This window comes from Streptomyces sp. NPDC101227, from assembly GCF_044767545.1.
In the GTDB taxonomy this organism is placed as follows: Bacteria; Actinomycetota; Actinomycetes; order Streptomycetales; family Streptomycetaceae; genus Streptomyces.
In genome coordinates, this window is sequence record NZ_JBIWOD010000006.1 from 314,507 (window position 1) to 336,877 (window position 22,371).

At 72.2% G+C, this 22,371-nt stretch carries 20 protein-coding genes; 10 read left to right on the top strand and 10 right to left on the bottom strand.

The features are described from left to right. Positions 1–3: 3 nt before the first annotated feature. The 5 genes from ACIRPT_RS16455 to ACIRPT_RS16475 form a co-directional block, all read right to left on the bottom strand. A complete protein-coding gene (locus ACIRPT_RS16455) occupies positions 4–1,071 on the bottom strand; it encodes a DUF4255 domain-containing protein (protein WP_403827543.1) in 1,068 nt (355 codons plus the stop codon). A gap of 6 nt (positions 1,072–1,077) precedes the next feature. Continuing rightward, a complete protein-coding gene (locus ACIRPT_RS16460) occupies positions 1,078–1,824 on the bottom strand; it encodes a hypothetical protein (protein ID WP_403827546.1) in 747 nt (248 codons plus the stop codon). Continuing rightward, positions 1,817–2,569, bottom strand: coding sequence for a hypothetical protein (locus ACIRPT_RS16465; protein ID WP_403827548.1), 753 nt, complete (start codon positions 2,567–2,569; stop codon positions 1,817–1,819). Before ACIRPT_RS16465 ends, ACIRPT_RS16460 begins: the two co-directional genes overlap by 8 nt. Before the next feature lie 74 nt (positions 2,570–2,643). Further along, positions 2,644–3,168 carry a phage tail protein gene (locus tag ACIRPT_RS16470; RefSeq protein WP_403512258.1) on the bottom strand — a complete coding sequence of 175 codons (525 nt, stop codon included), beginning with the start codon at positions 3,166–3,168 and terminating at the stop codon, positions 2,644–2,646. A 40-nt stretch (positions 3,169–3,208) separates the two neighbouring features. Next, on the bottom strand, positions 3,209–5,065 hold the full coding sequence (locus tag ACIRPT_RS16475; protein WP_403827550.1) for a phage tail sheath family protein: 1,857 nt from the start codon (positions 5,063–5,065) through the stop codon (positions 3,209–3,211). Between the two features lie 758 nt (positions 5,066–5,823). Here ACIRPT_RS16475 and sucC point away from each other — a divergent pair. After that, positions 5,824–7,002: an ADP-forming succinate--CoA ligase subunit beta gene (gene sucC, locus ACIRPT_RS16480; protein ID WP_403512252.1), complete on the top strand. Its 1,179-nt coding sequence runs from the start codon at positions 5,824–5,826 to the stop codon at positions 7,000–7,002. Between the two features lie 21 nt (positions 7,003–7,023). Beyond that, positions 7,024–7,908 (top strand): succinate--CoA ligase subunit alpha, encoded by an 885-nt coding sequence (gene sucD, locus ACIRPT_RS16485; RefSeq protein ID WP_403512249.1) that lies wholly within the window; start codon positions 7,024–7,026, stop codon positions 7,906–7,908. A 155-nt stretch (positions 7,909–8,063) separates the two neighbouring features. Here sucD and ACIRPT_RS16490 read toward each other — a convergent pair whose 3' ends face one another. Then, on the bottom strand, positions 8,064–9,062 hold the full coding sequence (locus ACIRPT_RS16490; protein WP_403827553.1) for an RNA polymerase sigma factor: 999 nt from the start codon (positions 9,060–9,062) through the stop codon (positions 8,064–8,066). Between the two features lie 99 nt (positions 9,063–9,161). Here ACIRPT_RS16490 and ACIRPT_RS16495 point away from each other — a divergent pair, with 99 nt between their 5' ends. Continuing rightward, positions 9,162–10,649, top strand: a complete 1,488-nt coding sequence (locus tag ACIRPT_RS16495; RefSeq protein WP_403827555.1) for a DUF6350 family protein — start codon at positions 9,162–9,164, stop codon at positions 10,647–10,649. Between the two features lie 12 nt (positions 10,650–10,661). Here the strand turns inward: ACIRPT_RS16495 and ACIRPT_RS16500 are convergent, their stop codons facing one another. After that, the gene (locus ACIRPT_RS16500; protein ID WP_403827557.1) at positions 10,662–11,708 is read right to left on the bottom strand and encodes a hypothetical protein; all 1,047 of its coding nucleotides are present in this window, start codon (positions 11,706–11,708) and stop codon (positions 10,662–10,664) included. A 244-nt stretch (positions 11,709–11,952) separates the two neighbouring features. On the opposite strand from ACIRPT_RS16500, the gene purN reads away from it, so the two are divergent. Both purN and purH read left to right on the top strand, forming a co-directional pair. Beyond that, positions 11,953–12,609, top strand: coding sequence for a phosphoribosylglycinamide formyltransferase (purN, locus tag ACIRPT_RS16505; RefSeq protein ID WP_403827559.1), 657 nt, complete (start codon positions 11,953–11,955; stop codon positions 12,607–12,609). Continuing rightward, complete coding sequence (gene purH / locus ACIRPT_RS16510; protein ID WP_403827561.1) at positions 12,606–14,171, top strand: bifunctional phosphoribosylaminoimidazolecarboxamide formyltransferase/IMP cyclohydrolase; 1,566 nt, start codon at positions 12,606–12,608, stop codon at positions 14,169–14,171. The genes purN and purH overlap by 4 nt, the downstream gene beginning before the upstream one ends. Positions 14,172–14,234: 63 nt before the next feature. Here the strand turns inward: purH and ACIRPT_RS16515 are convergent, their stop codons facing one another. Together ACIRPT_RS16515 and ACIRPT_RS16520 are read right to left on the bottom strand one after the other, a co-directional pair. After that, positions 14,235–14,795, bottom strand: coding sequence for a hypothetical protein (locus tag ACIRPT_RS16515; RefSeq protein ID WP_403827563.1), 561 nt, complete (start codon positions 14,793–14,795; stop codon positions 14,235–14,237). Positions 14,796–14,990: 195 nt separating this feature from the next. Beyond that, a complete protein-coding gene (locus ACIRPT_RS16520; protein WP_403827565.1) occupies positions 14,991–15,701 on the bottom strand; it encodes an RDD family protein in 711 nt (236 codons plus the stop codon). A gap of 243 nt (positions 15,702–15,944) precedes the next feature. On the opposite strand from ACIRPT_RS16520, the gene ACIRPT_RS16525 reads away from it, so the two are divergent. From ACIRPT_RS16525 to ACIRPT_RS16535, 3 genes are all read left to right on the top strand, one after another. Next, positions 15,945–16,799 (top strand): bifunctional methylenetetrahydrofolate dehydrogenase/methenyltetrahydrofolate cyclohydrolase, encoded by an 855-nt coding sequence (locus tag ACIRPT_RS16525; RefSeq protein WP_403827567.1) that lies wholly within the window; start codon positions 15,945–15,947, stop codon positions 16,797–16,799. A gap of 30 nt (positions 16,800–16,829) precedes the next feature. Continuing rightward, positions 16,830–17,258: a DUF3017 domain-containing protein gene (locus ACIRPT_RS16530; RefSeq protein WP_403827569.1), complete on the top strand. Its 429-nt coding sequence runs from the start codon at positions 16,830–16,832 to the stop codon at positions 17,256–17,258. A gap of 115 nt (positions 17,259–17,373) precedes the next feature. Next, a complete protein-coding gene (locus tag ACIRPT_RS16535; protein ID WP_403827571.1) occupies positions 17,374–18,591 on the top strand; it encodes an NADP-dependent isocitrate dehydrogenase in 1,218 nt (405 codons plus the stop codon). A 68-nt stretch (positions 18,592–18,659) separates the two neighbouring features. Here ACIRPT_RS16535 and ACIRPT_RS16540 read toward each other — a convergent pair whose 3' ends face one another. Further along, complete coding sequence (locus ACIRPT_RS16540; RefSeq protein ID WP_403827573.1) at positions 18,660–19,535, bottom strand: alpha/beta fold hydrolase; 876 nt, start codon at positions 19,533–19,535, stop codon at positions 18,660–18,662. A gap of 442 nt (positions 19,536–19,977) precedes the next feature. Between ACIRPT_RS16540 and ACIRPT_RS16545 the strand changes: the two genes are divergently transcribed. Together ACIRPT_RS16545 and ACIRPT_RS16550 are read left to right on the top strand one after the other, a co-directional pair. After that, entirely contained in the window at positions 19,978–20,901 is a 924-nt protein-coding gene (locus ACIRPT_RS16545) for a DUF2690 domain-containing protein (RefSeq protein ID WP_403827575.1), read from the top strand. Between the two features lie 404 nt (positions 20,902–21,305). After that, entirely contained in the window at positions 21,306–22,295 is a 990-nt protein-coding gene (locus ACIRPT_RS16550; protein ID WP_403827577.1) for a malate dehydrogenase, read from the top strand. Positions 22,296–22,371 lie beyond the last annotated feature (76 nt).

Consider the following 22,371-nt stretch of genomic DNA (forward strand, 5'->3'; position numbering starts at 1 on the left):
CGCTCAGCCCTCCTTGCCGGAGCCGGAGCCGGAGCCGGAGTCAGGGGCCTTGGCCGACGAGCCCGGTTTGGCCGATGAGCCCGGCTTTGCCGTCGAGCCCGGCTCGGCCGGCGTGTCCCGCCTCGCCGGCGCCCCCCGCTTTGCCGGCGCCTCTCGCTTCGGCTGCGCCTTCTTGGCCGGCCGGCCGCCCCCGGCACTCGCCTCGGCTTTGCGCGCCGCCCGGGTCAACGCCCCGGCGGCACGCCCGGCCCGCGCGCGTCCCCCGGCCCTGGCCCCGTCGGCCTGGTCCGCCCCGGTGCCACCGGTCTTGGCCCCCGCGCCCTGCACGTCATCGGCCGGCACGCCGCCCGTCGCCTCCGCGGCCACTCCGGACGCCGTACCCTCAGCCGCCGCACCCCCGGCCGCCAACACCCCCGACGGCACCGACGCGCCCACCGTCCCCGGCCGCTCCGGCGCCCCGGGCGCCCCGAACGGCAACACCGTCACCTCCGGCCGCTCCACCGGCTTCGCCGGCTTCGGCTTCTGGTGGCCGTCGAGCAGCACCAGCGACGCCTGGTACACGACCGACAGCGAATACGGGGTGTTGTGGAGCATGCCCCACAGCTTCGACGTCTCATCGACGTCCATCTGGGTCGGCGTGAAGCGGACCCTCTGCAGGGATTCGGCGAGATCGCTGCCCTCCAGGTAAGGCCGTTGCGCCGCCTCCTCGATCAACTCCTTGGACAGGACCGGGATTTCGTGCAGCGTGCGGACGACGCTCCCGATCAGCCGCTGCCCGACCAGCTCGGTCTCCTCGCCGTATGCGCTGATCACGTAATGCAGGTCGATCGCGGCCGCCGGCCGCTTCAGCAGCGTCCCGTCGGAGGCGCGGGTGACCAGGTCGTTGTTGCGCATCGAGGGGTTGTGGGTGACCTGGTAGAGGAAGACCGTGATCGTCGGGTCGGTCGGCGGATCGGCCGGCGGCTTGCGGGTCTCCACCGAGACGGCCATATCGATCTCGGGGTGCAGATTGTGCTCGATCAGCAGCGCAAGGGCCTGGGTGACCGTCGCGACGGCGAGTGCGTTGCTCATGGTGTCTCAGTTCCTCTTCTCGTCGCGGGAGAGGTAGTCCGTGAGGCTCAGCGAAGGCCCGCGGCGCTCCGTACGCGCCGCCCGCCCGCCTGCCGTGGGCCGTTCCGGGCCCGCCGCACTGACCTCCAGCCGCCCGATCTGCACATGCACCACCCGCTCGGCCGGACGCTGTCCGCGCCGGCCGGACGCCGCGGCCCGCGCGGCCGTACGGGCCGGGGACACCTCGTCCGTACGCGGCCGGAGTGCGGGGGCGACGGCGCGCGGTGCGGCGTCCGAGGCGCGCGGGCCGGGCGCGGGCGCCGCCCCGCGTGCGGGCCCGTCCTCGCGCGCGACCTCCGCCCGCCCGCGCGGCCGTACGGCCGCGGACGAGGCGTCGCGCAGGCCGGGGAAAGGGGCCGTCGCGGGCAGCAACAGCCTTTCTGCGGAAAGCAGTTGAGGAGCATCGAGGCGCTCCGTCTCATCCCGTCGCGGCGGCTCGCCGCGCACCACGGTCTCCCGCTCCGCGAAGGTCCTGATCTCTCGGTCGTGGCGCACCCGCTCGCCCTCGGACGCCCCCGCCCGGGGCGCCTCCGGAAACAGCGGTGCCGGCCCCTCCGGCGCGGCAGGCGCGGTCCCTAACGCCTCCACCCGCTCGAACGGCTCCGCCAGCCGAGGCCGTACGAGCACGCGTCGCCCCGCGCCCGCCTCCGCGGAGCCGTCCCGGCCCGGCGGCGCATACCGCGCCAGCAACCGGCCGAAGTAGTCGTCAGGCATCTGCGCACAGCTCCAGGTAGTAACGGCGCCGCAGCGGACTCAGCGCCAGGATCTCCGGCTCGCTCCAGCCGTAGGCCGAGGCGAGCAGATGGACATCGAGGAGCACGTCCCGGGCCCAGGCGTCGAGCTCGGTCCACAGGTAGGCCGCGATGTCGAGCTCGGCCGGGGTGGCCGCGCCGCACTCCGGGCAGGCGATGTTCAGCGTCATCTCGGCGGCCGGATCGGCTTCTTCGGCCACCTCGGCGAACCGCTTCAGCACCGGCTCGGGCAGCCGGGCGAGCTCCCCGTCGGACGCCGCCCGCCCCGCCCGCAGGGCCGACAGCGCACAGCGGCTGCCCAGCATCCGCCGGGCGTCCCCCGGGTCCACGGCGGCGGAGACCGCGGCCAGATCGGCGGGGCCGGGCAGCCGGAAGTGCACCACCCACTCGCCCTCCTCGACCCGCAGCCCGCCCTCCGGCACCCGCGGCCGGGCGGCGCCCAGCTCGCCCGCGTCGAGTTCGAACTCCATGGCCGCGCCGCAGTCCGCGTCCGCGCAGTCGGTCTTCACCTGCATCCGGTCGCCGAACAGCGCCCGGCGCAGCGCGAACAGATCCGCCGCCCGCTCCCCGAGCGGCACCGACAGCAACGCGTCGGTGCCGGCCCCGGGGCGGGCCGCACGGTGCAGCAACAGGGCCCGGCCGCCGCCCTGCTGGGCCAGCCCGGCCTCCCAGGTGGCCAGCAGTTCAGCGGGCCCGGTGACCGCCATTCCTCACCTCGTCCGGTGCAAAGGTGCCCAAAGCGCGTGCGGTACGCGCGCGTGCCGTACGTACGGACTCCGGCTCAGGCCGGGTTCGTGAACGACGGCTCCTCCGGCTCCGGCACCTCGTAGTCCCGCTCCCAGCCCTCGCACTCCAGCTTCAGGCTCTGGATGGCGACGGCGTTGGCGTTGGCGTCCAGCTCGCCCAGGACCTGGTACTCGCTCGGCCAGGCCCGGTAGACCTTGTGCGAGACGGCGACCTGGCCGGCCTCGTTGAGGACCTGGATGACGATGTCCTTGCGGAAGTCGGCCAGCGACACCTCGGAGCCGAGGCCGGCGCCCACCTGCCAGACCTTGTTGGCCCAGCGGTCGAACTCCGGGTCGTGGGTAACCCCGCGCTCCAGGGTGATGCCCTCGAACTCCGAGCGCCCCGGGGACTTGCGCGGTGAGCTGGGGTCGCCGCCGTTGCGGTGCTTGACGACCTCGGTGGTGCGCTTCAGTGGGCTGATCTTGCTGACACCCGCGACCGTACGGCCGTCCCACAGGACCAGGAACTTGAAGTTCTTGTACGGGTCGAAGCGATGGGCGTTGATCTGGAACTCAGCCATCGGATTCCTTCACTTCTCCTTTCCTGCTGCCGGTACGTCGCTAGAGGTCGAACTGCCCGGCCATCTGCTGGATCTTGACGATCACGAACTCGGCGGGCTTCACGGGCGCGATGCCGACCACGACGTTCACGATGCCGTTCTCGATGTCCGTCGCCGTCGTGGTGTCCTTGTCGCACTTGACGAAGTACGCCTGGCGCGGCGTGGTGCCCTTGAAGGCGCCCTTCTCGAAGAGCGAGTGCAGATAGGCGGAGGCGTTGAGGCGGATCTGCTGCCAGAGCTGCTCGTTGTTGGGCTCGAAGACCACCCACTGCAGGCCGCGCAGCAGGCTCTCCTCGATGTGCAGGGCCAGCCGCCGTACGGGGACGTACTTCCACTCGCTTTCCAGCGCGTCCGCGCCTTGCAGCGTGCGGGCGCCCCACACCAGCGGGCCCACCACCGGGAAGGTGCGCAGGCAGTTGATGCCGAGGGGATTGAGCAGACCGTTCTCGCGGTCCGTCAGCTTCACGCTGAGGGAATGGACGCCCGCAAGACGCGCCTCGGTCCCCGCCGGGGCCTTCCACACCCCGCGCTCGCTGTCCGTACGGGCGATGACGCCGGCGAGCGCACCGGACGGCGGGAAGGAGCGCAGCCGGCCGGAGAGCGGGTCGGTGAGCTGGAGGTGCGGGAAGTACAGCGCGGAGTGGTTGCCGCGGACCGCATCGAAGGCGGCGATACCGGCGCGGGCGGCGTCCACACTGCCCCAGGCGGCGGGCGCGTCGACCAGGAGGAAGATCCTCCGCTCCCGGCAGAGGCGCTCGGCCGCGGACAGGACGGTGACGATGTCCTCGGTGTTCTCGTACGCGGCCAGCTCGGGCAGCGCCAGCAGGTTGACGTCGTGGACGTCGCGCAGCGCCTGGAGGCCGCTCTTGCGGGCCTCGCTGCCGATGATGTCGCGCGGACCCGGCAGATCGCCGTCCTCGCCGCCACACAGCGGGAAGACCGGCGGGTTGACGGAGGCCTCCAGGCCCAGGTCATTGGCGCACTCGCCGACGAAGCGCACCACGTCGTCGGGGTCGGTGGAGCCCGCCACCACCTGGATGCGGCGGCCGAAGGCGGTGACCTGTGCGCCCGCGAAGGCGTGCTTGCCGGGGGCGTCCGGCAGCGCGCGCAGCTTGTGCTCCAGCAGCAGCGCCAGCTCGGTGACGGTGCAGGGCGCCTCGCCGTCGCAGTCCGGGTCGTAGAGCGTGAACTCGCGCTCCACCTCGCCGATCTTGACGGTGAGGTCGACGGCCAGGTCGGGAAGCTCGTGGTGGAAGGCCTTGGAGACGGTGCCGGAGGGGTCGGGGCGGCCCTCGCCGACGACGTCGACGCGGATCAGCGCGGAGCCGGCGTTGATCACCGTCTCGGCGTACTTGCCGTTGCCGGGGTCCATCGACAGGCCGGAGTACGCCTCGCGGGCGGTGCCGTGGGCGTCGAGGACCTGGAGGTTGAAGGTTTCCTCCGGGCAGCGGGTGTCGTAGTCGACGGCCACCCGCAGGCCCGAGCCCCAGACGCCGGGCTCCTTGGCGTGCACCTCCAGCACCGGGCACTGGCTGTGGCCCTCGGTGGACTCCAGCGTGACGTGGGCTTCCTTGCCGCTGCCCGCCTTCGCGACCCGTACGATCACGGCGACCGTGCCGCCGTTGCCGAAGAACTGGTGGACGGCGTACGCGACCGGGCTCTGCGCGGTCAGCCCCCCGAAGCGGCGCTCGAAGTCGGCGAAGCTGGTGATCCGCACCGGCTGGTTGAGCGGGCCGCGCCGGGTGTGGCCGACGAAAGCGGTCACCGATGTGGTGACGGTGGTGATGCTACGGACGCTGCTGGGAAGCTCTTCGACATAAACGCCGGGGTAGCCCCGATAGGCGGCATGTGTCGGCATTCCCCCTCCAATCCCTTAGGCACCGAGTGTGACGACACCAAGAAATCGAGAAAGCTGGGAGGGGTGGCGGGAAGAAGGGGGAGGCGCGGCGGGTGCGGAAGAGCCCGCGGCCGTCCCCTGCCCGCGGTCACGCATCCCCCCGCTACCCATCAAGATCCCCCGTCTGCACCCGGTGCGGAGCGGCCTGAAGACCGACCTGCACGGGACCAAGCCCGAAGCTTGTGACTCCTGATGCGTATGTATGTGTGAGTGCTCAACGCAGTTTCTGCCGCGGGGAGTTGACGGGTCAAGAGGCCTTTCCGGACACCGCCTGCGGAGGCATTGTGACGGTACCGCGCGGACTTCTCCTCAAGCGGATTCCCGCATCGGCAGAACCGGAATCACATGAGATCGGGCGCCCGGGGACGTACCAGGAGGAGATCCCGAACGCCCTCCCAAGCGGAGCTGTCCGACGCGTGACACCGGAGCCCGCGGCGTACCAGAGCGGTCGCCGAAAACCGGCCGTCAACATGCGGAAATCTCACGGAGGCGTAACTCGGCCAAAAGATCTGTGACCGTAATCACCGGCAGAGTGTGATCTGCGATTTAGGGCCGCAGGTCCTGCGGCGATAACCTGCGAGACGGACATGCCGCGTATTCGGACACCGTGTACGCCTCCCCTGTGACAGCGCCGTCACGTTGCCCTTCGCGGCACGCCCATCGCAGACAACGAACCGCGATCACTACGGCGATTCTGAGAAGACAAGGGACGGACGCGCGTGGACCTGTTCGAGTACCAGGCGAGGGACCTCTTCGCCAAGCACGGTGTACCGGTGCTGGCCGGTGAAGTCATCGACACGCCTGAGGGGGCGCGTGCGGCGACCGAGCGCCTTGGCGGCAAGTCCGTCGTCAAGGCCCAGGTCAAGGTCGGTGGCCGGGGCAAGGCCGGCGGCGTGAAGCTGGCCGCCACCCCGGACGAGGCGGTCGCCCGTGCGACCGACATCCTCGGGATGGACATCAAGGGCCACACGGTCCACAAGGTGATGATCGCCGAGACGGCTCCGGAGATCGCCGACGAGTACTACGTCTCGTACCTCCTCGACCGCACCAACCGCACCTTCCTGGCCATGGCCTCGGTCGAGGGCGGCGTGGAGATCGAGGAAGTCGCGGCGAACACCCCCGAGAAGCTCGCGAAGGTCCCGGTCGACGCCAACGAGGGCGTTTCGATCGAGAAGGCCCGCGAGATCGTGGCGCAGGCGCAGTTCCCGGCCGACGTCGCCGAGCAGGTCGCCGAGATCATGGTGACCCTGTGGGAGACCTTCATCAAGGAGGACGCCCTCCTCGTCGAGGTCAACCCGCTGGCCAAGGTCGCCGACGGCCGCGTCATCGCCCTCGATGGCAAGGTGTCCCTCGACGAGAACGCCGAGTTCCGCCAGGCGGACCACGCGGCTCTCGAGGACAAGGACGCAGCCAACCCGCTCGAGGCTGCGGCCAAGGCCAAGGGCCTCAACTACGTCAAGCTCGAGGGCCAGGTCGGCATCATCGGCAACGGCGCGGGGCTCGTCATGAGCACCCTGGACGTCGTCGCCTACGCCGGTGAGAACCACAGCGGCGTCAAGCCCGCCAACTTCCTCGACATCGGCGGCGGCGCCTCCGCCGAGGTCATGGCGAACGGCCTGGAGATCATCCTCGGCGACCCGGACGTCAAGTCCGTGTTCGTCAACGTCTTCGGTGGCATCACCGCCTGTGACGAGGTCGCCAAGGGCATCGTCCAGGCGCTGGAGCTGCTCAAGTCCAAGGGCGAGGACGTCAGCAAGCCGCTGGTCGTGCGCCTCGACGGCAACAACGCCGAGCTGGGTCGCAAGATCCTGTCGGACGCGAACCACCCGCTGGTCCAGCGCGTGGACACGATGGACGGTGCGGCCGACAAGGCCGCCGAGCTGGCCGCGGCCAAGTAAGGGACGAGGGACACCAACACCATGGCTATCTTCCTCACCAAGGACAGCAAGGTCATCGTCCAGGGGATGACCGGCGCCACCGGTATGAAGCACACCAAGCTGATGCTCGGTGACGGCACCAACATCGTCGGCGGCGTGAACCCCCGCAAGGCCGGCACGTCCGTCGACTTCGACGGCACCGAGGTCCCGGTCTTCGGCTCCGTCGCCGAGGCGATGGAGAAGACGGGCGCCAACGTCTCCGTCCTCTTCGTGCCGCCGGCCTTCGCCAAGGCCGCCGTCGTCGAGGCCATCGACGCCGAGATCCCGCTCGCCGTCGTCATCACCGAGGGCATCGCCGTCCACGACTCCGCCGCCTTCTGGGCGTACGCGAAGTCCAAGGGCAACAAGACCCGCATCATCGGCCCGAACTGCCCCGGTCTGATCACGCCGGGCCAGTCCAACGCCGGCATCATCCCGGGCGACATCACCAAGCCCGGCCGCATCGGTCTGGTGTCGAAGTCCGGCACGCTGACCTACCAGATGATGTACGAGCTCCGTGACATCGGCTTCTCCTCGGCCGTCGGCATCGGTGGCGACCCGGTCATCGGCACGACGCACATCGACGCCCTCGCGGCGTTCGAGGCCGACCCCGACACCGACCTGATCGTGATGATCGGCGAGATCGGCGGCGACGCCGAGGAGCGTGCGGCCGACTTCATCAAGGCCAACGTCACCAAGCCGGTCGTCGGCTACGTCGCGGGCTTCACCGCGCCCGAGGGCAAGACCATGGGCCACGCCGGCGCCATCGTCTCCGGCTCTTCCGGCACCGCCCAGGCGAAGAAGGAGGCCCTCGAGGCCGCCGGCGTCAAGGTCGGCAAGACCCCGTCGGAGACCGCGCGCCTGGCCCGCGAGATCCTCGTCGGCTGATTGCGCCTCCCGGCACCGCCGGACCCGTCCTGCGGCGCAGTGCTTACGGCAACGGACGCGGGCCCGTACCCCTGGTGGGTGCGGGCCCGCGTCCGTTGCGGCGCCGCCCGGTCCGGCCAACTGTCCGACTGCCCAACTGTCCGACTGCCAACTGGCTAACGCAGTCCGGGACTCAGGCGGGCCTCGGCGGGGAGGTAGCCGTGGCCGCCGGGGGCCTTGCGTACGGCCGGCGGCTTGCGTCCGCCCTCGTGCCCGGCCTCCACGGCGGGCGCACTCGCCTTCGTGGCCGGCTGCGTGGCCGCCTTCGTCGCCGGCTTCGCCGTGGGCCGTTGCGAGGGCGGCGTGTAACGGGCCGGGGCGGTGAACACCGTCACCACGGTCGCCGTCGCGACCAGCCCGGTCAGCCCGAGTGCCGCGCCGGTGGTCCACCGGACGGTGCGCGCGCTCCCGGTGCGCACGGCCCGCGGGGCGGGCAGCGTGACCTTCTGCGCGGCCGCCAGCTTCCCGAGCCGGACGCGCAGCATCTCGCCCTGCAGTACCGGCGACCGGCCGGCCAGCCCCAGTTCCGGCAGCCGTTCGGCGAGCCGCTCCCGCGCGTGCATCAGCCGCCCGGCCGCCGCGGCCGTGCTCGCCTCCACCTCGGCCGCCGTCTCGTACAGCCCGAGCCCGACCCCGTCGTGCAGCAGCAGCGTCCGGCGGTATGCGACGGGCAGCTCCAGGAACGCGCGCAGCAGCGCCCGGTCCTCCGGCGGCCCGGCCTTCTTCACGGCGACCCGGCGCCGGGGCCGGAGCCCGCGCCACGGCGACAGCGCGTACTCGTACGCCGCCGCCCGCACCCACCCCGCCGGATCCGCGTCCACCGCCACCTCCGGCCACTTCTGCCACGCCTGCTGGAACGCCCGCTCGACGGCCCGCCGCGCGAGCCGGGGCCGCCCGGTGAGCAGATAGGCCTGCCGGATCAGGGTGTCGGCGTGCCGGGAGCAGAGGTGGTCGAAGGTGGCGGCGGGGGTGGGCTCGGGCTCGGGCGCGACGGGCTCGGGGTCGGGCGTCGCCGGCTCGGGGGCTGCCGGCTCGGGGGCCACCGGCTCAGGCGTCACCGGCTCCGGCGTCGCCGGCTCGGGGGTCGGCTTTCGCTTTCGCTTGCGCTTGCTCATGTCTGCAGTGTGGGAAACGCGCATAACCACACAAAGTGCGACACGTCGGGCATTCCGTCACTACTCAAATGAAACGGGTGTTGTTGGCAGCATGACCCCGTGAGCCGGCAGACCGCGCAACGCTCCCCCGCCCCCTTCGACGCCGCCCCCGACCCCAGCCTCGACGCCACCTTCCACATCACGACCACATCAGGCGCCCTCGCCGACGCCGTCTCCGGTGCCGCTTCCGAGGCCACATGCGACGCCACCTCGGACGCCGCCTCCCGCACCGCCGCCTCCGGTAGCGCTTCTCGCGGCGCCTCCCGTGCCGCCCCCGGTGCCGCCTTCGTCGGCGGCGCGCTGGCCGCCGGCCTCGGCCTCGGGGCGCTCACCGTCGCCGTTCTGCTGCTCTGGGTCGCCTACCCGCACCCCGGCGGCGACCTCTCCCGCGCCCTGCATCTGTCCGCCGATCTGTGGCTGCTCGCGCACGGCAGCGATCTCGTACGAGGCGCCACCCCGTCCGGCACCCCCGCGCCGCTCGCCGTGACCCCGCTGCTGCTCGCCGCCCTCCCCGCCTGGCTGCTGCACCGGGCCGCCCGGCACACCCTGGCGACCGCGGTCACCACCACACCCGGGCCGACGCGGCGCCTGCTCGGCGCGCTGCTGACCGGCTATCTGACGGTCGCGGCCGGCGCGGTGCTCTACGCCTCGGCCGGTCCGCTGAGTGCCGCCCCGCTCAGCGCCCTGCTCTGCGTACCGGCCGCCGCGGTCGCCGTCCTGGCCGGCACCGCCTGGCGCATCCTCGGCCGCGGCGCCGCCGACCTGCTGCCCGCCGCCGTCCGCCGGGCGCCGGCCGGCCTGCCGGACCGCGTACGGGAGGCCGTCGCGGGGCCCCGGCTCGCCGCCGCGTTCCGGGCCGCCACCGCCGCCACCCTCGCCCTGCTCGTCTCCGGCATCCTGCTCACCCTCGTCGGCCTCGCCCTGCACGCCGGCGCCGCCCAGCAGGACCTCTTCCGGCTCGCCCGGGACTGGGCCGGCCGCTGCACGGTGCTGCTGCTGTGCCTGATGCTGCTGCCGAACGCGGCCGTCTGGGGCGCGGCATACGCGCTGGGGCCGGGCTTCGCGGTCGGGGCGGGCGCCGCCGTCGGGCCGCTGGGCGCCTCGGGCCGTCCGGCACTGCCGCGCTTCCCGCTGCTCAGCGGCCTGCCGGAGGCGGGCGCGGGCGGCCCGCTGACCTGGGCGGTCGTGGTGGCCCCGGTGGCCGCCGGGGTGCTGCTCGCCCGTTACGCGGCCGGGCCCGCGACGGCCCCGGACGCAGTCGCCGGCACCGCGCGCGGCGGCCACTGGACCTGGCGGTCGACCGCCTCCGTGGCCGCCCTGGGCTCCGGCCTCTGCGGCGTGGCGACCGCGCTGCTCGCGGGGGTGTCGGGCGGCGCCGTGGGCAGCGGCGTACTGGTCGAATTCGGGCCCCGCTGGTGGCTCATGGGGCCGGCCGCGGCGGGCTGGATGCTGGTGGTCGGGGTACCGGGGGCGCTGGGGCTGCGGGCCTGGCGGCTGAGGGGGCGGCCGGCGCGGAGACCGCGCGGCCGGCCTCGGCGCCGTTCGTAGCCACGCCCTCGGTTACTGCTGGGTGCTCAGCAGCGGGCGCAGCTCCTTGGGCAGCAGGCGCTCGCAGGACTTGCCCGCCTTCTGGGTCAGTGCGTCGTCGACGCAGGTGAAGTAGTCGCGGTAGACGATCTGGACGGTGAAGGTGGCGGCCACCATCATCAGGGCCAGACTGGCGGTGACGAGACCGGCGATGGCCGCGGTGGTCTGCGGCCGGGTGGAGGCCGGGCCGGCGAGCGGCTGGCCGGGCGCGGGGGGCGTCGGCCGGCCCTCCATCGCCGCGGTGGTCGCCTCCGCCGCCTGCTTCGCGGCGCCCGGCTTGGCGCGCAGCGAGCTGATGCCCCAGTAGAGCGCCAGCGCGCCCAGCAGCAGCGAGACCTCCGGCAGGCTGAAGAGCACGAAGAAGAAGGCCCACATGCCGGAGAGCAGGGCGTAGCGCGCGCGACGCTGGGCCGGGTCCGTCGGATCCCAGCGCAGCCCGCCCTGACCGCCGGCGGGCCCGCCCTGGCCGCCACCCTGCTGACCGCGGCCGCCCTGCCGGGAGCCGAAGCCGCCGCTGCCCCGCCCCGGCTGCCGGCTGCTCCACTGGCTGCCCCAGGTCGGCGTCGGCTCGTCCTGCGGCGCCCGCTCCTGGTCGCCGTCGTTCCCCTGGCCCTGCGGATGGCGCGGGCGCCATTCCTGGTCGGGGGCGTCGGCCGGCGGGGCGGCGAAGGGGTTGTCGTTGTCCGGGGTGTGCGCACGACGGCGCTTGCCGCCGGAACCGCCCTCGTCACCGGAGCCGCCGGACCTGCCGGAGCCGCCTGGCCCGTCGGAACCGCCGGGTCCGTCGGAACCGCCCGAGCCGCCCGCAGCGCCGGAGTCGCCGGTCGCACCGGAAGGGCCGGAGGCGTCCGCGGAGTCCCGCGAAGCCGAAGACTCGGGGAGAGGGCTGCCCGCCGGGGAGGACGACGACTCGCGCTCACGCAGCAGGATCGCCCCCGGGGTGGCGGCGGGCCGGGGGCACCCCCCAGCGGTAGCCGGGGGAGGGAGCAGGAGGGCCGCGCTGCGGCGTCGGTCCGTCATCTGGAGTGCGTCTTCCCCTTGTCTCGTCCGTACGCGGGCCAGCCGGCCGCGGCGCCCGATACCACGAACTGCATGCAGTCTTAGGCCTGACGCTACCTCCCGTGCCCGCCCCCGTCCCGCGGGGGCCGCTCGGTGTGCCGGTATCGTTGCTGACGGTCGGCGCCTTCGTAGGGTTCCCCGTATGTGCGGTACCCACGGCTTTGTACGACCACACAAACCACGCGAAACGAGAAAGAGCCCCGCCGTGGCTTCCTCCCCAGCCCCCACTCCGCCCACTCCGCCCACCCGCCCCGCCCGCCTGGTCGTCCTCGTCTCCGGCTCGGGTACGAACCTCCAGGCGCTGCTGGATGCCATCGCCGAGCAGGGCCCGGACGCCTACGGGGCCGAGATCGTGGCCGTCGGCGCCGACCGGGGCGCGATCGCCGGGCTGGAGCGCGCCGAGCGGGCCGGCCTGCCGACGTACATCTGCCGCGTCAAGGACTACGGCAGCCGGGACGACTGGGACGCGGCGCTCACCGAGGCGACCGCCGCCCACGCGCCCGACTTCATCGTCTCGGCCGGCTTCATGAAGATCCTCGGGAAGGAATTCCTCGCCCGCTTCGGCGGCCGGATCCTCAATACCCATCCGGCGCTGCTGCCGAGTTTTCCCGGTGCCCACGGCGTACGCGATGCGCTCGCGTACGGCGCGAAGGTCACCGGATGCACCGTCCACTTCGTCGACGACGGCGTCGACACCGGCCCGATCATCGCGCAGGGCGTGGTCGAGGTCCGGAACGAGGACGACGAATCCGCGCTCCATGAGCGCATCAAGGAAGTCGAGCGATCGCTGCTCGTCGAGGTCGTGGGGCGTCTGGCCCGGCACGGCTACCGCATTGAGGGACGAAAGGTACGTATCTCGTGACCGCCACCGAAGGTTCGCAGCGGCCCATCCGCCGCGCACTGGTCAGCGTCTATGACAAGTCCGGGCTGGAGGAGCTGGCGCAGGGGCTGCACGCGGCGGGCGTCCAGCTCGTCTCGACCGGTTCGACGGCCGGGAAGATCGCCGCTGCCGGGGTGCCGGTCACCAAGGTCGAGGAGCTGACGGGCTTCCCGGAGTGCCTCGACGGCCGGGTCAAGACCCTGCACCCCAAGGTGCACGCCGGCATCCTCGCCGACCTGCGCCTGCCCGCGCACCAGCAGCAGCTGGCCGACCTCGGCGTCGAGCCGTTCGACCTGGTGATCGTCAACCTCTACCCGTTCCGGGAGACGGTCGCCTCCGGCGCCACCCCCGACGAGTGCGTGGAGCAGATCGACATCGGCGGCCCCTCGATGGTCCGCGCCGCCGCCAAGAACCACCCGTCGGTCGCCGTCGTCGTCAATCCGCAGCGGTACGAGGACGTCCTCGCGGCCGTCGCCGGCGGCGGCTTCGACCTCGCCGCCCGCAAGCGGCTGGCCGCCGAGGCCTTCCAGCACACGGCGGCGTACGACGTGGCCGTCGCCTCCTGGTTCGCGGACGACTACGCCGCCGCCGACGACTCCGGCTTCCCCGAGTTCCTCGGCGCCACCTACGCGCGCAAGAACGTCCTGCGCTACGGCGAGAACCCGCACCAGGCCGCCGCGCTGTACGTGACCGGCACCGGCGGCCTCGCCGACGCCGAGCAGTTGCACGGCAAGGAGATGTCGTACAACAACTTCACGGACACCGAGGCCGCCCGCCGGGCCGCCTACGACCAGTCCGAGCCGTGTGTGGCGATCATCAAGCACGCCAACCCCTGCGGCATCGCGGTCGGGGCGGATGTCGCCGAGGCGCACCGCAAGGCCCATGAGTGCGACCCGGTGTCCGCCTACGGCGGTGTGATCGCAGTCAACCGCCCGGTCTCGCTGGCGATGGCCGAGCAGGTCGCGGAGATCTTCACCGAGGTCATCGTGGCGCCCGGCTACGAGGACGGCGCGGTCGAGGCGCTCTCCCGTAAGAAGAACATCCGGGTGCTGCGCTGCCCTGACGCCCCGTCGAACCCCGTCGAGGTCAAGCCGATCGACGGCGGTGCCCTCCTCCAGGTCACCGACCGCCTCCAGGCCGAGGGCGACGACCCGGCCACCTGGACGCTGGCCGCGGGCGAGGCGCTGTCCGCCGAGGAACTGGCCGAGCTGGCCTTCGCCTGGCGGGCGGGCCGCGCGGTGAAGTCCAACGCGATCCTGCTCGCCAAGCACGGTGCCACGGTCGGCGTCGGCATGGGGCAGGTCAACCGCGTGGACTCGGCGAAGCTGGCCGTGCAGCGCGCGGGCGAGGAGCGGGCGCGCGGCGCCTACGCCTCCTCGGACGCCTTCTTCCCCTTCCCCGACGGCTTCGAGGTGCTCGCCGAGGCCGGGGTCAAGGCCGTTGCCCAGCCCGGCGGTTCGATCCGCGACGAACTCGTCGTCGAGGCCGCCAAGAAGGCGGGCGTGACGATGTACTTCACCGGAACGCGGCACTTCTTCCACTGAGCGGCGCCATACGAAAGGGCCGCACCCCGAGCGCGGGGTGCGGCCCTTCCATTTGCCGGGGCGTCAGTAACGCGGCCGGTTGAACCAGGCGGCGCCGTCTTCCTTGGAGGTGAAGACGATGATCATGATCCCGAGGGCGGTGTGGATCAGGCCGAAGGGGAAGAGGAAGAAGCTCCCCACGGCGGTGGCGCAGCCGAAGATGATGGCGCAGACGCGGACGCCCTTGCCGCCCTTGCCGAACTGCGCGGCCACCGTGATCGCGAACACCGTGATGGCCACGATCACCACGATCAGGAAGATCAGCAGGCCCTTGCCGACGTTGAACGCGGCCAGGTCGTCCTCGGTGGCGTAGGTGGCCTGCTTCGACGCCTTGCTCACGGCCCCCAGGCCCCACACGGCGAAGGCGAGGCCGATGAAGTTCAGGCCGGCGAGCACGTACAGCATGACGCGCGCCGCCTTCACCCCGCCCGGCATCCCGGTCAGGACCGGCGCGCCCGGTATCCCGCCCGGCACCCCGCCGGGGTAGGGACCGTACGGCGACGGCTGCGGCTGCTGCTGCGGGTAGCCGTATCCGGGCTGCTGGCCCGGCGGCGGACCGTAGGGATTCTGATTCGGATAGCTCACGAGCGATGTCCTTCAGGCGTCTCGAGCGAATGCCGGCTTCGCCGGTACCGGCGAGTATGGGGGCGGTCGGACGGCGATGCCCCGGAGATGTCCCGTACAGCGCCGCGAAGGCCCCGGTCGCGGCGGTGCGAGGGGGCCTTCGGGGTGTTTGGGGACGTCATGTCCGGCCCACGGAGGGCCGGATGGCGGTGTCGACTACTGAGCGCGGACGACGATGGTGCCGCAGATCTTGTCGGACCAGGTCTGGCTCTTCTCGTCCCACAGGGGCCACAGGAAGTTCAGACCGCACATGCCGCCCAGGAAGTAGTGGCACGCCTGGCGCCCGAAGGAGGTACCGAAGCCGGGCACGGCGCCCGTTCCGTCGCGGACGACCCGGATGCCCAGGGCCTTCTTGCCGGGCGTCTGGCCCGTGCTGCCTTCCTTGGCGATGAGGAAGATGCCGCCGGCCAGGACCAGCAGACCGGCCAACCCCATGAGCAGGAACGCGAAGACCGGCGGGCCGGCGTCCGCACGGCACGAGTAGTCGTCGTAGGCGCACGTCTTGACGTTCGACATCGCGACGGCGAAGGCGATGCCGTACAGAATCCCCGGGATCACCATGATGATCAGTCCGTCGAGGAGGCGCGCTCCCAGACGTGCACCCCAGCTCGCGTACGCCATCGGCATACCCGGCATCCCGGGCTGGCCCGGGTAGCCGTAGCCCGGCGCGGCCTGCTGCTGCGGGTAGCCGTACTGGGCGGGCTGCTGGGGAGCGCCGTAGGGCTGCTGCGGAGGCGCCGGCTGCTGCGGGTAGCCGTAGCCGGGCTGGCCGCCCTGCGGGGGCACGCCCGGGGGCTGCTGCGGGGCACCGTACGGAGCCTGCGGCGGCTGCTGGCCGTAGGGGTTGTTCGGGTCGCCGAAGCTCATCTGGTGTTTTCCTCCGTGTGGGTCAGTGGGGGACGACGCGGCGTGACTCGGAGGAAAAACAGGTTTTACTGGCCCACCCCCGACAATGCCTGCGGCACTGAGCGACAATCCTTCTAGTTGCAGCTTGGCTCTGTCCAGTCAAGACCCATAGGCGTTGTGCAAGTGCAATGATCAATTCCGGCCAGTGACGTCCCGCGTGCCCTGATTGGAATGCGGCCACCCTCATCCGGGAGGATAGGGGTCATGACTGCCCAGATTCTCGATGGCAAGGCCACCGCCGCAGCGATCAAGTCCGAACTCGCCGTCCGCGTTGAGGCGCTGCAGGCCAAGGGCGTGCAGCCCGGCCTGGGCACGCTCCTGGTCGGCGACGACCCCGGCAGCCGCTGGTACGTGAACGGCAAGCACCGCGACTGCGCCCAGGTCGGCATCGCCTCCATCCAGCGTGAGCTGCCGGAGACGGCCACCCAGGAAGAGATCGAGGCGGTCGTCCGGGAGCTCAACGAGGACCCGGCCTGCACCGGCTACATCGTCCAACTCCCGCTCCCCAAGGGCATCGACGCCAACCGCGTCCTGTCGCTGATGGACCCGGCCAAGGACGCCGACGGTCTGCACCCGGTGAGCCTGGGCAACCTCGTGCTCGGCATCGAGGGCCCGCTGCCGTGCACCCCGTACGGCATCGTCACGCTGCTGCGCCGGCACGGCGTCGAGATCAAGGGCGCGGACGTGGTGGTCGTCGGCCGCGGCATCACCATCGGCCGCCCGATGCCGCTGGTGCTCACCCGCAAGTCCGAGAACGCCACGGTGACCCAGTGCCACACCGGCACCCGCGACCTGTCCGCGCACCTCAAGCAGGCCGACATCATCGTCGCCGCCGCCGGTGTGCCGCACATCATCAAGCCGGAGGACGTCAAGCCGGGCGCCGCCGTCCTGGACGTCGGCGTCAGCCGCGACGAGGCGGGCAAGATCGTCGGCGATGTGCACCCCGGCGTGGCCGAGGTGGCCGGCTGGGTCGCCCCCAACCCGGGCGGCGTCGGCCCGATGACCCGCGCCCAGCTGCTGGTCAATGTCGTCGAGGCCGCCGAGCGCGCGGCCGGCTGACCCGTACCCGACCCGAAGGGACCGCCCGCCATGGCCGCCGAAGCGCATTCGGAACAGGCGTCCGAGCCGCAGCGCTCCTCGCGCCGCTTTCCGCAGCTGACCCGGGACACCGCCCGGCCGGAGGGCGGCGGCCGGGCCGCCTCGGGCGGCCATCCCGCGCCCGCCCGGCAGTGGCCGCTGCTGACCGTCATGGGCGGTGTCGCGGCCGGATTGCTGCTGGTGGCCCTCGACGCGTTCCGCATCGGGGCGCTGGTGATCGGCCTGTCCCTGCTGGCGGGGGCGGCGCTGCGCTGGGCGCTCCCGTCGGTGGGGATGCTGGCCGTACGCTCCCGCTTCACCGACCTGCTGACCTACGGGGTGCTCGGCTTCGTGATCGTGATGCTGTCGATGATGGTGCAGCCCAAGCCGTGGATCCACATCCCGTTCCTGGACGACATCGTGCACTTCACCGTGCGGTAGGCGGGTTCCGCGCTTCGGCGGCGGCGTCGAGTAACTTGATGACGCAATGTCGTGAAGTCGTCACGGTCCGTCGATTTCGCCGAACCGGCCGAAGCGCGAGAGGGGCGTCCGCCTCATGGCCAAGATCCAGGTAGCCAACCCCGTCGTCGAGCTGGACGGCGACGAGATGACCCGCATCATCTGGTCCTTCATCAGGGACAAGCTGATCCTCCCCTACCTCGATATCGACCTGAAGTACTTCGACCTCGGCATCGAGAACCGCGACGCGACCCACGACCAGGTGACCCTCGATGCCGCCCGCGCCATCCAGCGGTACGGCGTCGGCGTGAAATGCGCCACGATCACCCCGGACGAGGCGCGGGTCGAGGAGTTCAACCTCAAGGCGATGTACCCGTCGCCGAACGCCACCCTCCGCAGCGTCCTGGGCGGCGTGGTCTTCCGCGAGCCGGTCATCATCGCCAATGTGCCGCGGCTGGTCCCGGGCTGGACCCGGCCGATCGTCGTCGGCCGCCACGCCTTCGGCGACCAGTACCGCGCCACCGAGCTGCGGGTCCCCGGCCCCGGCACCCTCACGATGACCTTCACCCCGGACGACGGTTCCGAGCCCGTCGAGCTGGAGGTCCACGCGTTCCCCGGTCCCGGCGTGGCGCTGGCGATGTACAACCACGACGCGTCGATCACCGACTTCGCCCGCGCCGCGTTCCGCTACGGCCTGGCCCGCGGCTACCCCGTGCACCTGTCCACGAAGAACACCGTCCTGAAGAAGTACGACGGCCGCTTCAAGGAACTCTTCCAGGAGGTCTTCGACGCCGAGTTCGCCGAGGACTTCCGGGCCCAGGGGCTGACGTACGAGCACCGGCTGATCGACGACATGGTCGCCATGGCCCTCAAGTCGCCCGGCGGCTACGTGTGGGCCTGCAAGAACTACGACGGCGACGTCCAGTCCGACGTCGTCGCCCAGGGCTTCGGCTCGCTCGGCCTGATGACCTCCGTCCTGATGTCCCCCGACGGCCGCACCATCGAGGCCGAGGCCGCCCATGGCACCGTCACCCGTCACTACCGCCGGCACCAGCAGGGCAAGGCCACCTCGAGCAACCCGATCGCCTCGGTCTTCGCCTGGAGCCGGGGGCTCGCGCACCGGGGACGGCTGGACGGCACGCCGGAGGTCATCCGTTTCGCGGAGACGCTGGAGCGGGTGTGCGTGGAGACGGTGGAGGGCGGCCAGATGACCAAGGATCTGGCCCTGCTGATCGGCCCCGACCAGCCATGGCTGACCACGGAGCAGTTCCTGGACGCGCTGGACGTCAACCTGCGGGCGGCGGTGGAGGTGTGAGGCGGCTCGGCGCGGCGGGCCGTTCCGGCGGAGGACGCCGGGAGCGGGGCGCCGGGCCGCCGTAACGGCTACCGGTCCCGCGCGGGCGACCAGAACGCCGTCAGCGCACGGGCCGTCTCCGCCGGCCGGTGGACGCCGGGGGAGTGCCCGCCGCCGTCGACCACGACCCGCTCCGCGCCCAGGCGCCGGGCCATCTCGTCCAGCCCTGGCACCGGCCAGGTCTCATCGTCCGTCCCGGACACCACCAGCTTGCGCAGCGGGACCGCCGCCAGCTCCGCGACCCGGTCCGGCTCGTCGATCAACTGCCGTCCGGTGGCGATCAGTTGCTCCGGCACCGTGCTCATCCACCGCCGGTGACGAAAGGCCTCGACCTCGGCGGCCGCCGCCGTTGCCCCCTCCGCCTCCACGGCCCGCATCACCTGCCAGATGTCGTCCATGTCCATCCCGCCCAGCGCGTCGACCAGCATGCGCGTACGCACCCGCTGCGCCGCCCCGACCGCGGCAGGGCCGCAGCTCATCAGCGTCAGCGAGGCCCAGGGGAGCGGCGCCGGGGCCGCATCGAGCACCGCGGCGCGGGCGATCAGGCCGCCGAGCGAGTGGCCCAGCAGATGCAGCGGTCCGCCGCCGTCCGTGAGGGCGGCGCTCTGGGCGACCGCATCGCGCGCCAACTCCCGTTGGGCGTACGCCGATTCCTCGCGCGGCCCGGCCGACTCGTACTGCCCGCGCCCGTCGATCGCCACGGCACGGAACCCGGCCCCCGCCAAGGGGGCGAGCAGCGGCAGAAAGTCCTCCTTGCTGCCGGTGAACCCGGGGAGGAGCAGAGCGGTGCCGCGACGGGCCCCGGCGGACGGCGACGCGTCCAGCACGGCGAACGACCCGCGGTCGGTGTCCAGTTGGTAGGCGCGGACGCCGGTCGGTACGTCGATGGTCAGCACTCGGCTCATAGCGCGGCACCCTAGGGCGCGGGCGCCGCCCGGCGGTAAATCCGTTACGTCGTAGGGGTGATGGGGTGACGGGAGCTGACTTCCGACGGCCGCCGGGCCCGTACGGTCGCCAGAGCGGTCAGAGGGGCCGGAGCGACGTTTTCGGACTGTGTATCGGCCGTCGCCGCCGGATGTCCCGCGAGCGGTTGAACCTCCGTGACCGGCCGATTTCCGGCTATGGGCTGATATCCCGGCACGGCCGCACCCCCTCCTCGCGCCGGCCGGGCTGCCCGGTGGAGTGAATTCGCGCCACGGTGAACGACCGGCCCCGGCCGCCCCCGAGGCGTGACCGGCGCACGCACCAGGCGCCGCGGGGCCCCGTGCTTCCGTGCGCCGCGGCGCTGGAGAACTGGCATCCTGCGGTACGGCAGTTGGGTACGCGGGGGGGATAGGGGAAACGAGCATGCCTCGCTGGAGGGCCTTACCGGACGAACTCGATCCGCAGGTAAGGGAGTTCGCCGGTTGGCTGCGCAGACTCGTGGAGCGCAGCGGACTGAGCGTGTCGGCCGTCGCGGACTGCACGGGCTACAGCAGAACGTCGTGGGAGCGCTTCCTCAACGGCCGCCTGCTGCCCCCGCAGCGGGCCGTGGTCAAGCTCGCCGAGGCCACCGGCACGGACGCCGGGCACCTGACCACGCTGTGGGAGCTGGCCGAGCGGGCCTGGAGCCGGTCGGAGATGCGGCACGACGTCACCATGGAGGCGATACGGGTGGCGCAGGCGCGGGCCGCGCTCGAGGAGCTGGAAGGGGCGGCGTCCGACGCGGTCCCTCCCGGACCGACGGCGGCGCCCGCTCCCGCCCCGCCCGACGGCCCCAGCGGCCGCCGTCGCCGGGTGCTCATGATCCTCACCGGTGTGCTGGGGGCGCTGCTGATGGCCGCCGCCGTGCTGCTGCTGCATCCGGCCGGTGACGGGCCCAAGAAGGCGGCGCCCGGACCGTCGGCGACGCCGAACCCGGGCCCGAGCCCGAAGCCCGTACTGCCCGCCGGAGTGAAGTGCACCGGCGCCGGCTGCTCGGGGCGCGACCCGGAGGAAATGGGGTGTGGCGGGCAGCATGCGGTCAGCCCGTCCCGGGGCATGGCGGGCGGCGCCCTGATCGAGGTCCGCTACAGCAAGGTGTGCCATGCGGCATGGGCGCGGATCAGCGGCGCCGCGCAGGGCGACCGGGCCACCGTCAGCGCGGGCGACCGCAGCGCCACGGCCAGGGCCGAGCGGAACGGCGCCGCCTACACGGCGATGGTCGCGGTGGCCGGGGACCCGGCACGGGTGGCGGCCTGCGGGACGACGGCCGGCGGCCTGACGGGCTGCGCGCGGGCCGCGGCCCACTAGGACCCGGGGCCGTCCGGAAGCTCCGTCACATGGCTCTGCCCCGTGGCTCCGTCGCGTGGCCGGGATGTGCCCCGCCCTCCGGATGGCCGAAACGAGGGGGGAATGCCCCTGCGAATCCGGGGCAGGCGAACGAATACCCCCCACGGGTGCGGCACAACCTGGCGGTCGCCCGCTTCCCCCCTCCCTGAGCGGGCGACCGCCGCCCCTGTACCGGGTCCGCGACACCCGGTGAGGTGTCCCACAGCGGCCCGTCGCTTGCGCCGGCCGGGGGTCCGATAGCCTGACGGCTGGGTCTCTCGATACCAAGAGACCTCGATGAGACTCGATAACCGGGCAGGGACACCCACCGCCACCCATGGTGGTCCGGGGGCTTGCCCCCAGAAAACGTCGCGCAGGAGATCGCCATGACCCGCACTCCCGTCAATGTCACCGTGACCGGCGCCGCCGGCCAGATCGGTTACGCCCTCCTCTTCCGCATCGCTTCCGGTCACCTCCTCGGTGCGGATGTTCCGGTCAAGCTGCGCCTTCTGGAGATCCCGCAGGGTCTGAAGGCCGCCGAGGGCACCGCCATGGAGCTCGACGACTGCGCCTTCCCGCTGCTCCGGGGCATCGAGATTTCCGACGACCCGAACGTGGCCTTCGACGGCGCGAACGTCGCGCTGCTGGTCGGCGCCCGCCCCCGTACCAAGGGCATGGAGCGCGGCGACCTGCTCGAGGCCAACGGCGGCATCTTCAAGCCGCAGGGCAAGGCCATCAACGACCACGCCGCGGACGACATCAAGGTCCTGGTCGTCGGCAACCCCGCCAACACCAACGCGCTGATCGCCCAGGCCGCCGCCCCGGACGTACCGGCCGACCGCTTCACCGCGATGACCCGCCTGGACCACAACCGCGCCATCTCCCAGCTCGCGCAGAAGACCGGCACCCCGGTCTCCGAGATCCGCAAGCTGACGATCTGGGGCAACCACTCCGCGACCCAGTACCCGGACATCTTCCACGCCGAGGTCGCCGGCAAGAACGCCGCCGAGGTCGTCAACGACCAGGCCTGGCTGGCCGACACCTTCATCCCGACCGTCGCCAAGCGCGGCGCGGCGATCATCGAGGCCCGTGGCGCGTCCTCCGCCGCCTCGGCCGCCAACGCCGCCATCGACCACGTCCACACCTGGGTCAACGGCACCGCCGACGGCGACTGGACCTCCATGGGTATCCCCTCGGACGGCTCCTACGGCGTCCCGGAGGGCCTGATCTCCTCCTTCCCCGTCACCACCAAGGACGGCAAGTACGAGATCGTCCAGGGCCTGGAGATCAACGACTTCTCCCGCGAGCGCATCGACGCCTCGGTCAAGGAGCTGGCGGAGGAGCGCGAGGCGGTCCGCGGCCTCGGTCTCATCTGATCCGGCGCACCCTGCCACTTCGAGCCCGCACGGCCCTCAACGGCCGTGCGGGCTCGGCTGTTTCTGCGGTCGCGAA

What these genes read in the sequence shown, in the direction of transcription:
- ACIRPT_RS16455 (WP_403827543.1), bottom strand. Translation starts at nt 1,071, where the DNA reads ATGAGCAACGCACTCGCCGTCGCGACGGTCACCCAGGCCCTTGCGCTG.
- ACIRPT_RS16460 (WP_403827546.1), bottom strand. Translation starts at nt 1,824, where the DNA reads ATGCCTGACGACTACTTCGGCCGGTTGCTGGCGCGGTATGCGCCGCCG.
- ACIRPT_RS16465 (WP_403827548.1), bottom strand. Translation starts at nt 2,569, where the DNA reads ATGGCGGTCACCGGGCCCGCTGAACTGCTGGCCACCTGGGAGGCCGGG.
- ACIRPT_RS16470 (WP_403512258.1), bottom strand. Translation starts at nt 3,168, where the DNA reads ATGGCTGAGTTCCAGATCAACGCCCATCGCTTCGACCCGTACAAGAAC.
- ACIRPT_RS16475 (WP_403827550.1), bottom strand. Translation starts at nt 5,065, where the DNA reads ATGCCGACACATGCCGCCTATCGGGGCTACCCCGGCGTTTATGTCGAA.
- sucD (WP_403512249.1), top strand. Translation starts at nt 7,024, where the DNA reads ATGGCTATCTTCCTCACCAAGGACAGCAAGGTCATCGTCCAGGGGATG.
- ACIRPT_RS16490 (WP_403827553.1), bottom strand. Translation starts at nt 9,062, where the DNA reads ATGAGCAAGCGCAAGCGAAAGCGAAAGCCGACCCCCGAGCCGGCGACG.
- ACIRPT_RS16500 (WP_403827557.1), bottom strand. Translation starts at nt 11,708, where the DNA reads ATGACGGACCGACGCCGCAGCGCGGCCCTCCTGCTCCCTCCCCCGGCT.
- ACIRPT_RS16520 (WP_403827565.1), bottom strand. Translation starts at nt 15,701, where the DNA reads ATGAGCTTCGGCGACCCGAACAACCCCTACGGCCAGCAGCCGCCGCAG.
- ACIRPT_RS16525 (WP_403827567.1), top strand. Translation starts at nt 15,945, where the DNA reads ATGACTGCCCAGATTCTCGATGGCAAGGCCACCGCCGCAGCGATCAAG.
- ACIRPT_RS16530 (WP_403827569.1), top strand. Translation starts at nt 16,830, where the DNA reads ATGGCCGCCGAAGCGCATTCGGAACAGGCGTCCGAGCCGCAGCGCTCC.
- ACIRPT_RS16535 (WP_403827571.1), top strand. Translation starts at nt 17,374, where the DNA reads ATGGCCAAGATCCAGGTAGCCAACCCCGTCGTCGAGCTGGACGGCGAC.
- ACIRPT_RS16540 (WP_403827573.1), bottom strand. Translation starts at nt 19,535, where the DNA reads ATGAGCCGAGTGCTGACCATCGACGTACCGACCGGCGTCCGCGCCTAC.
- ACIRPT_RS16545 (WP_403827575.1), top strand. Translation starts at nt 19,978, where the DNA reads ATGCCTCGCTGGAGGGCCTTACCGGACGAACTCGATCCGCAGGTAAGG.
- ACIRPT_RS16550 (WP_403827577.1), top strand. Translation starts at nt 21,306, where the DNA reads ATGACCCGCACTCCCGTCAATGTCACCGTGACCGGCGCCGCCGGCCAG.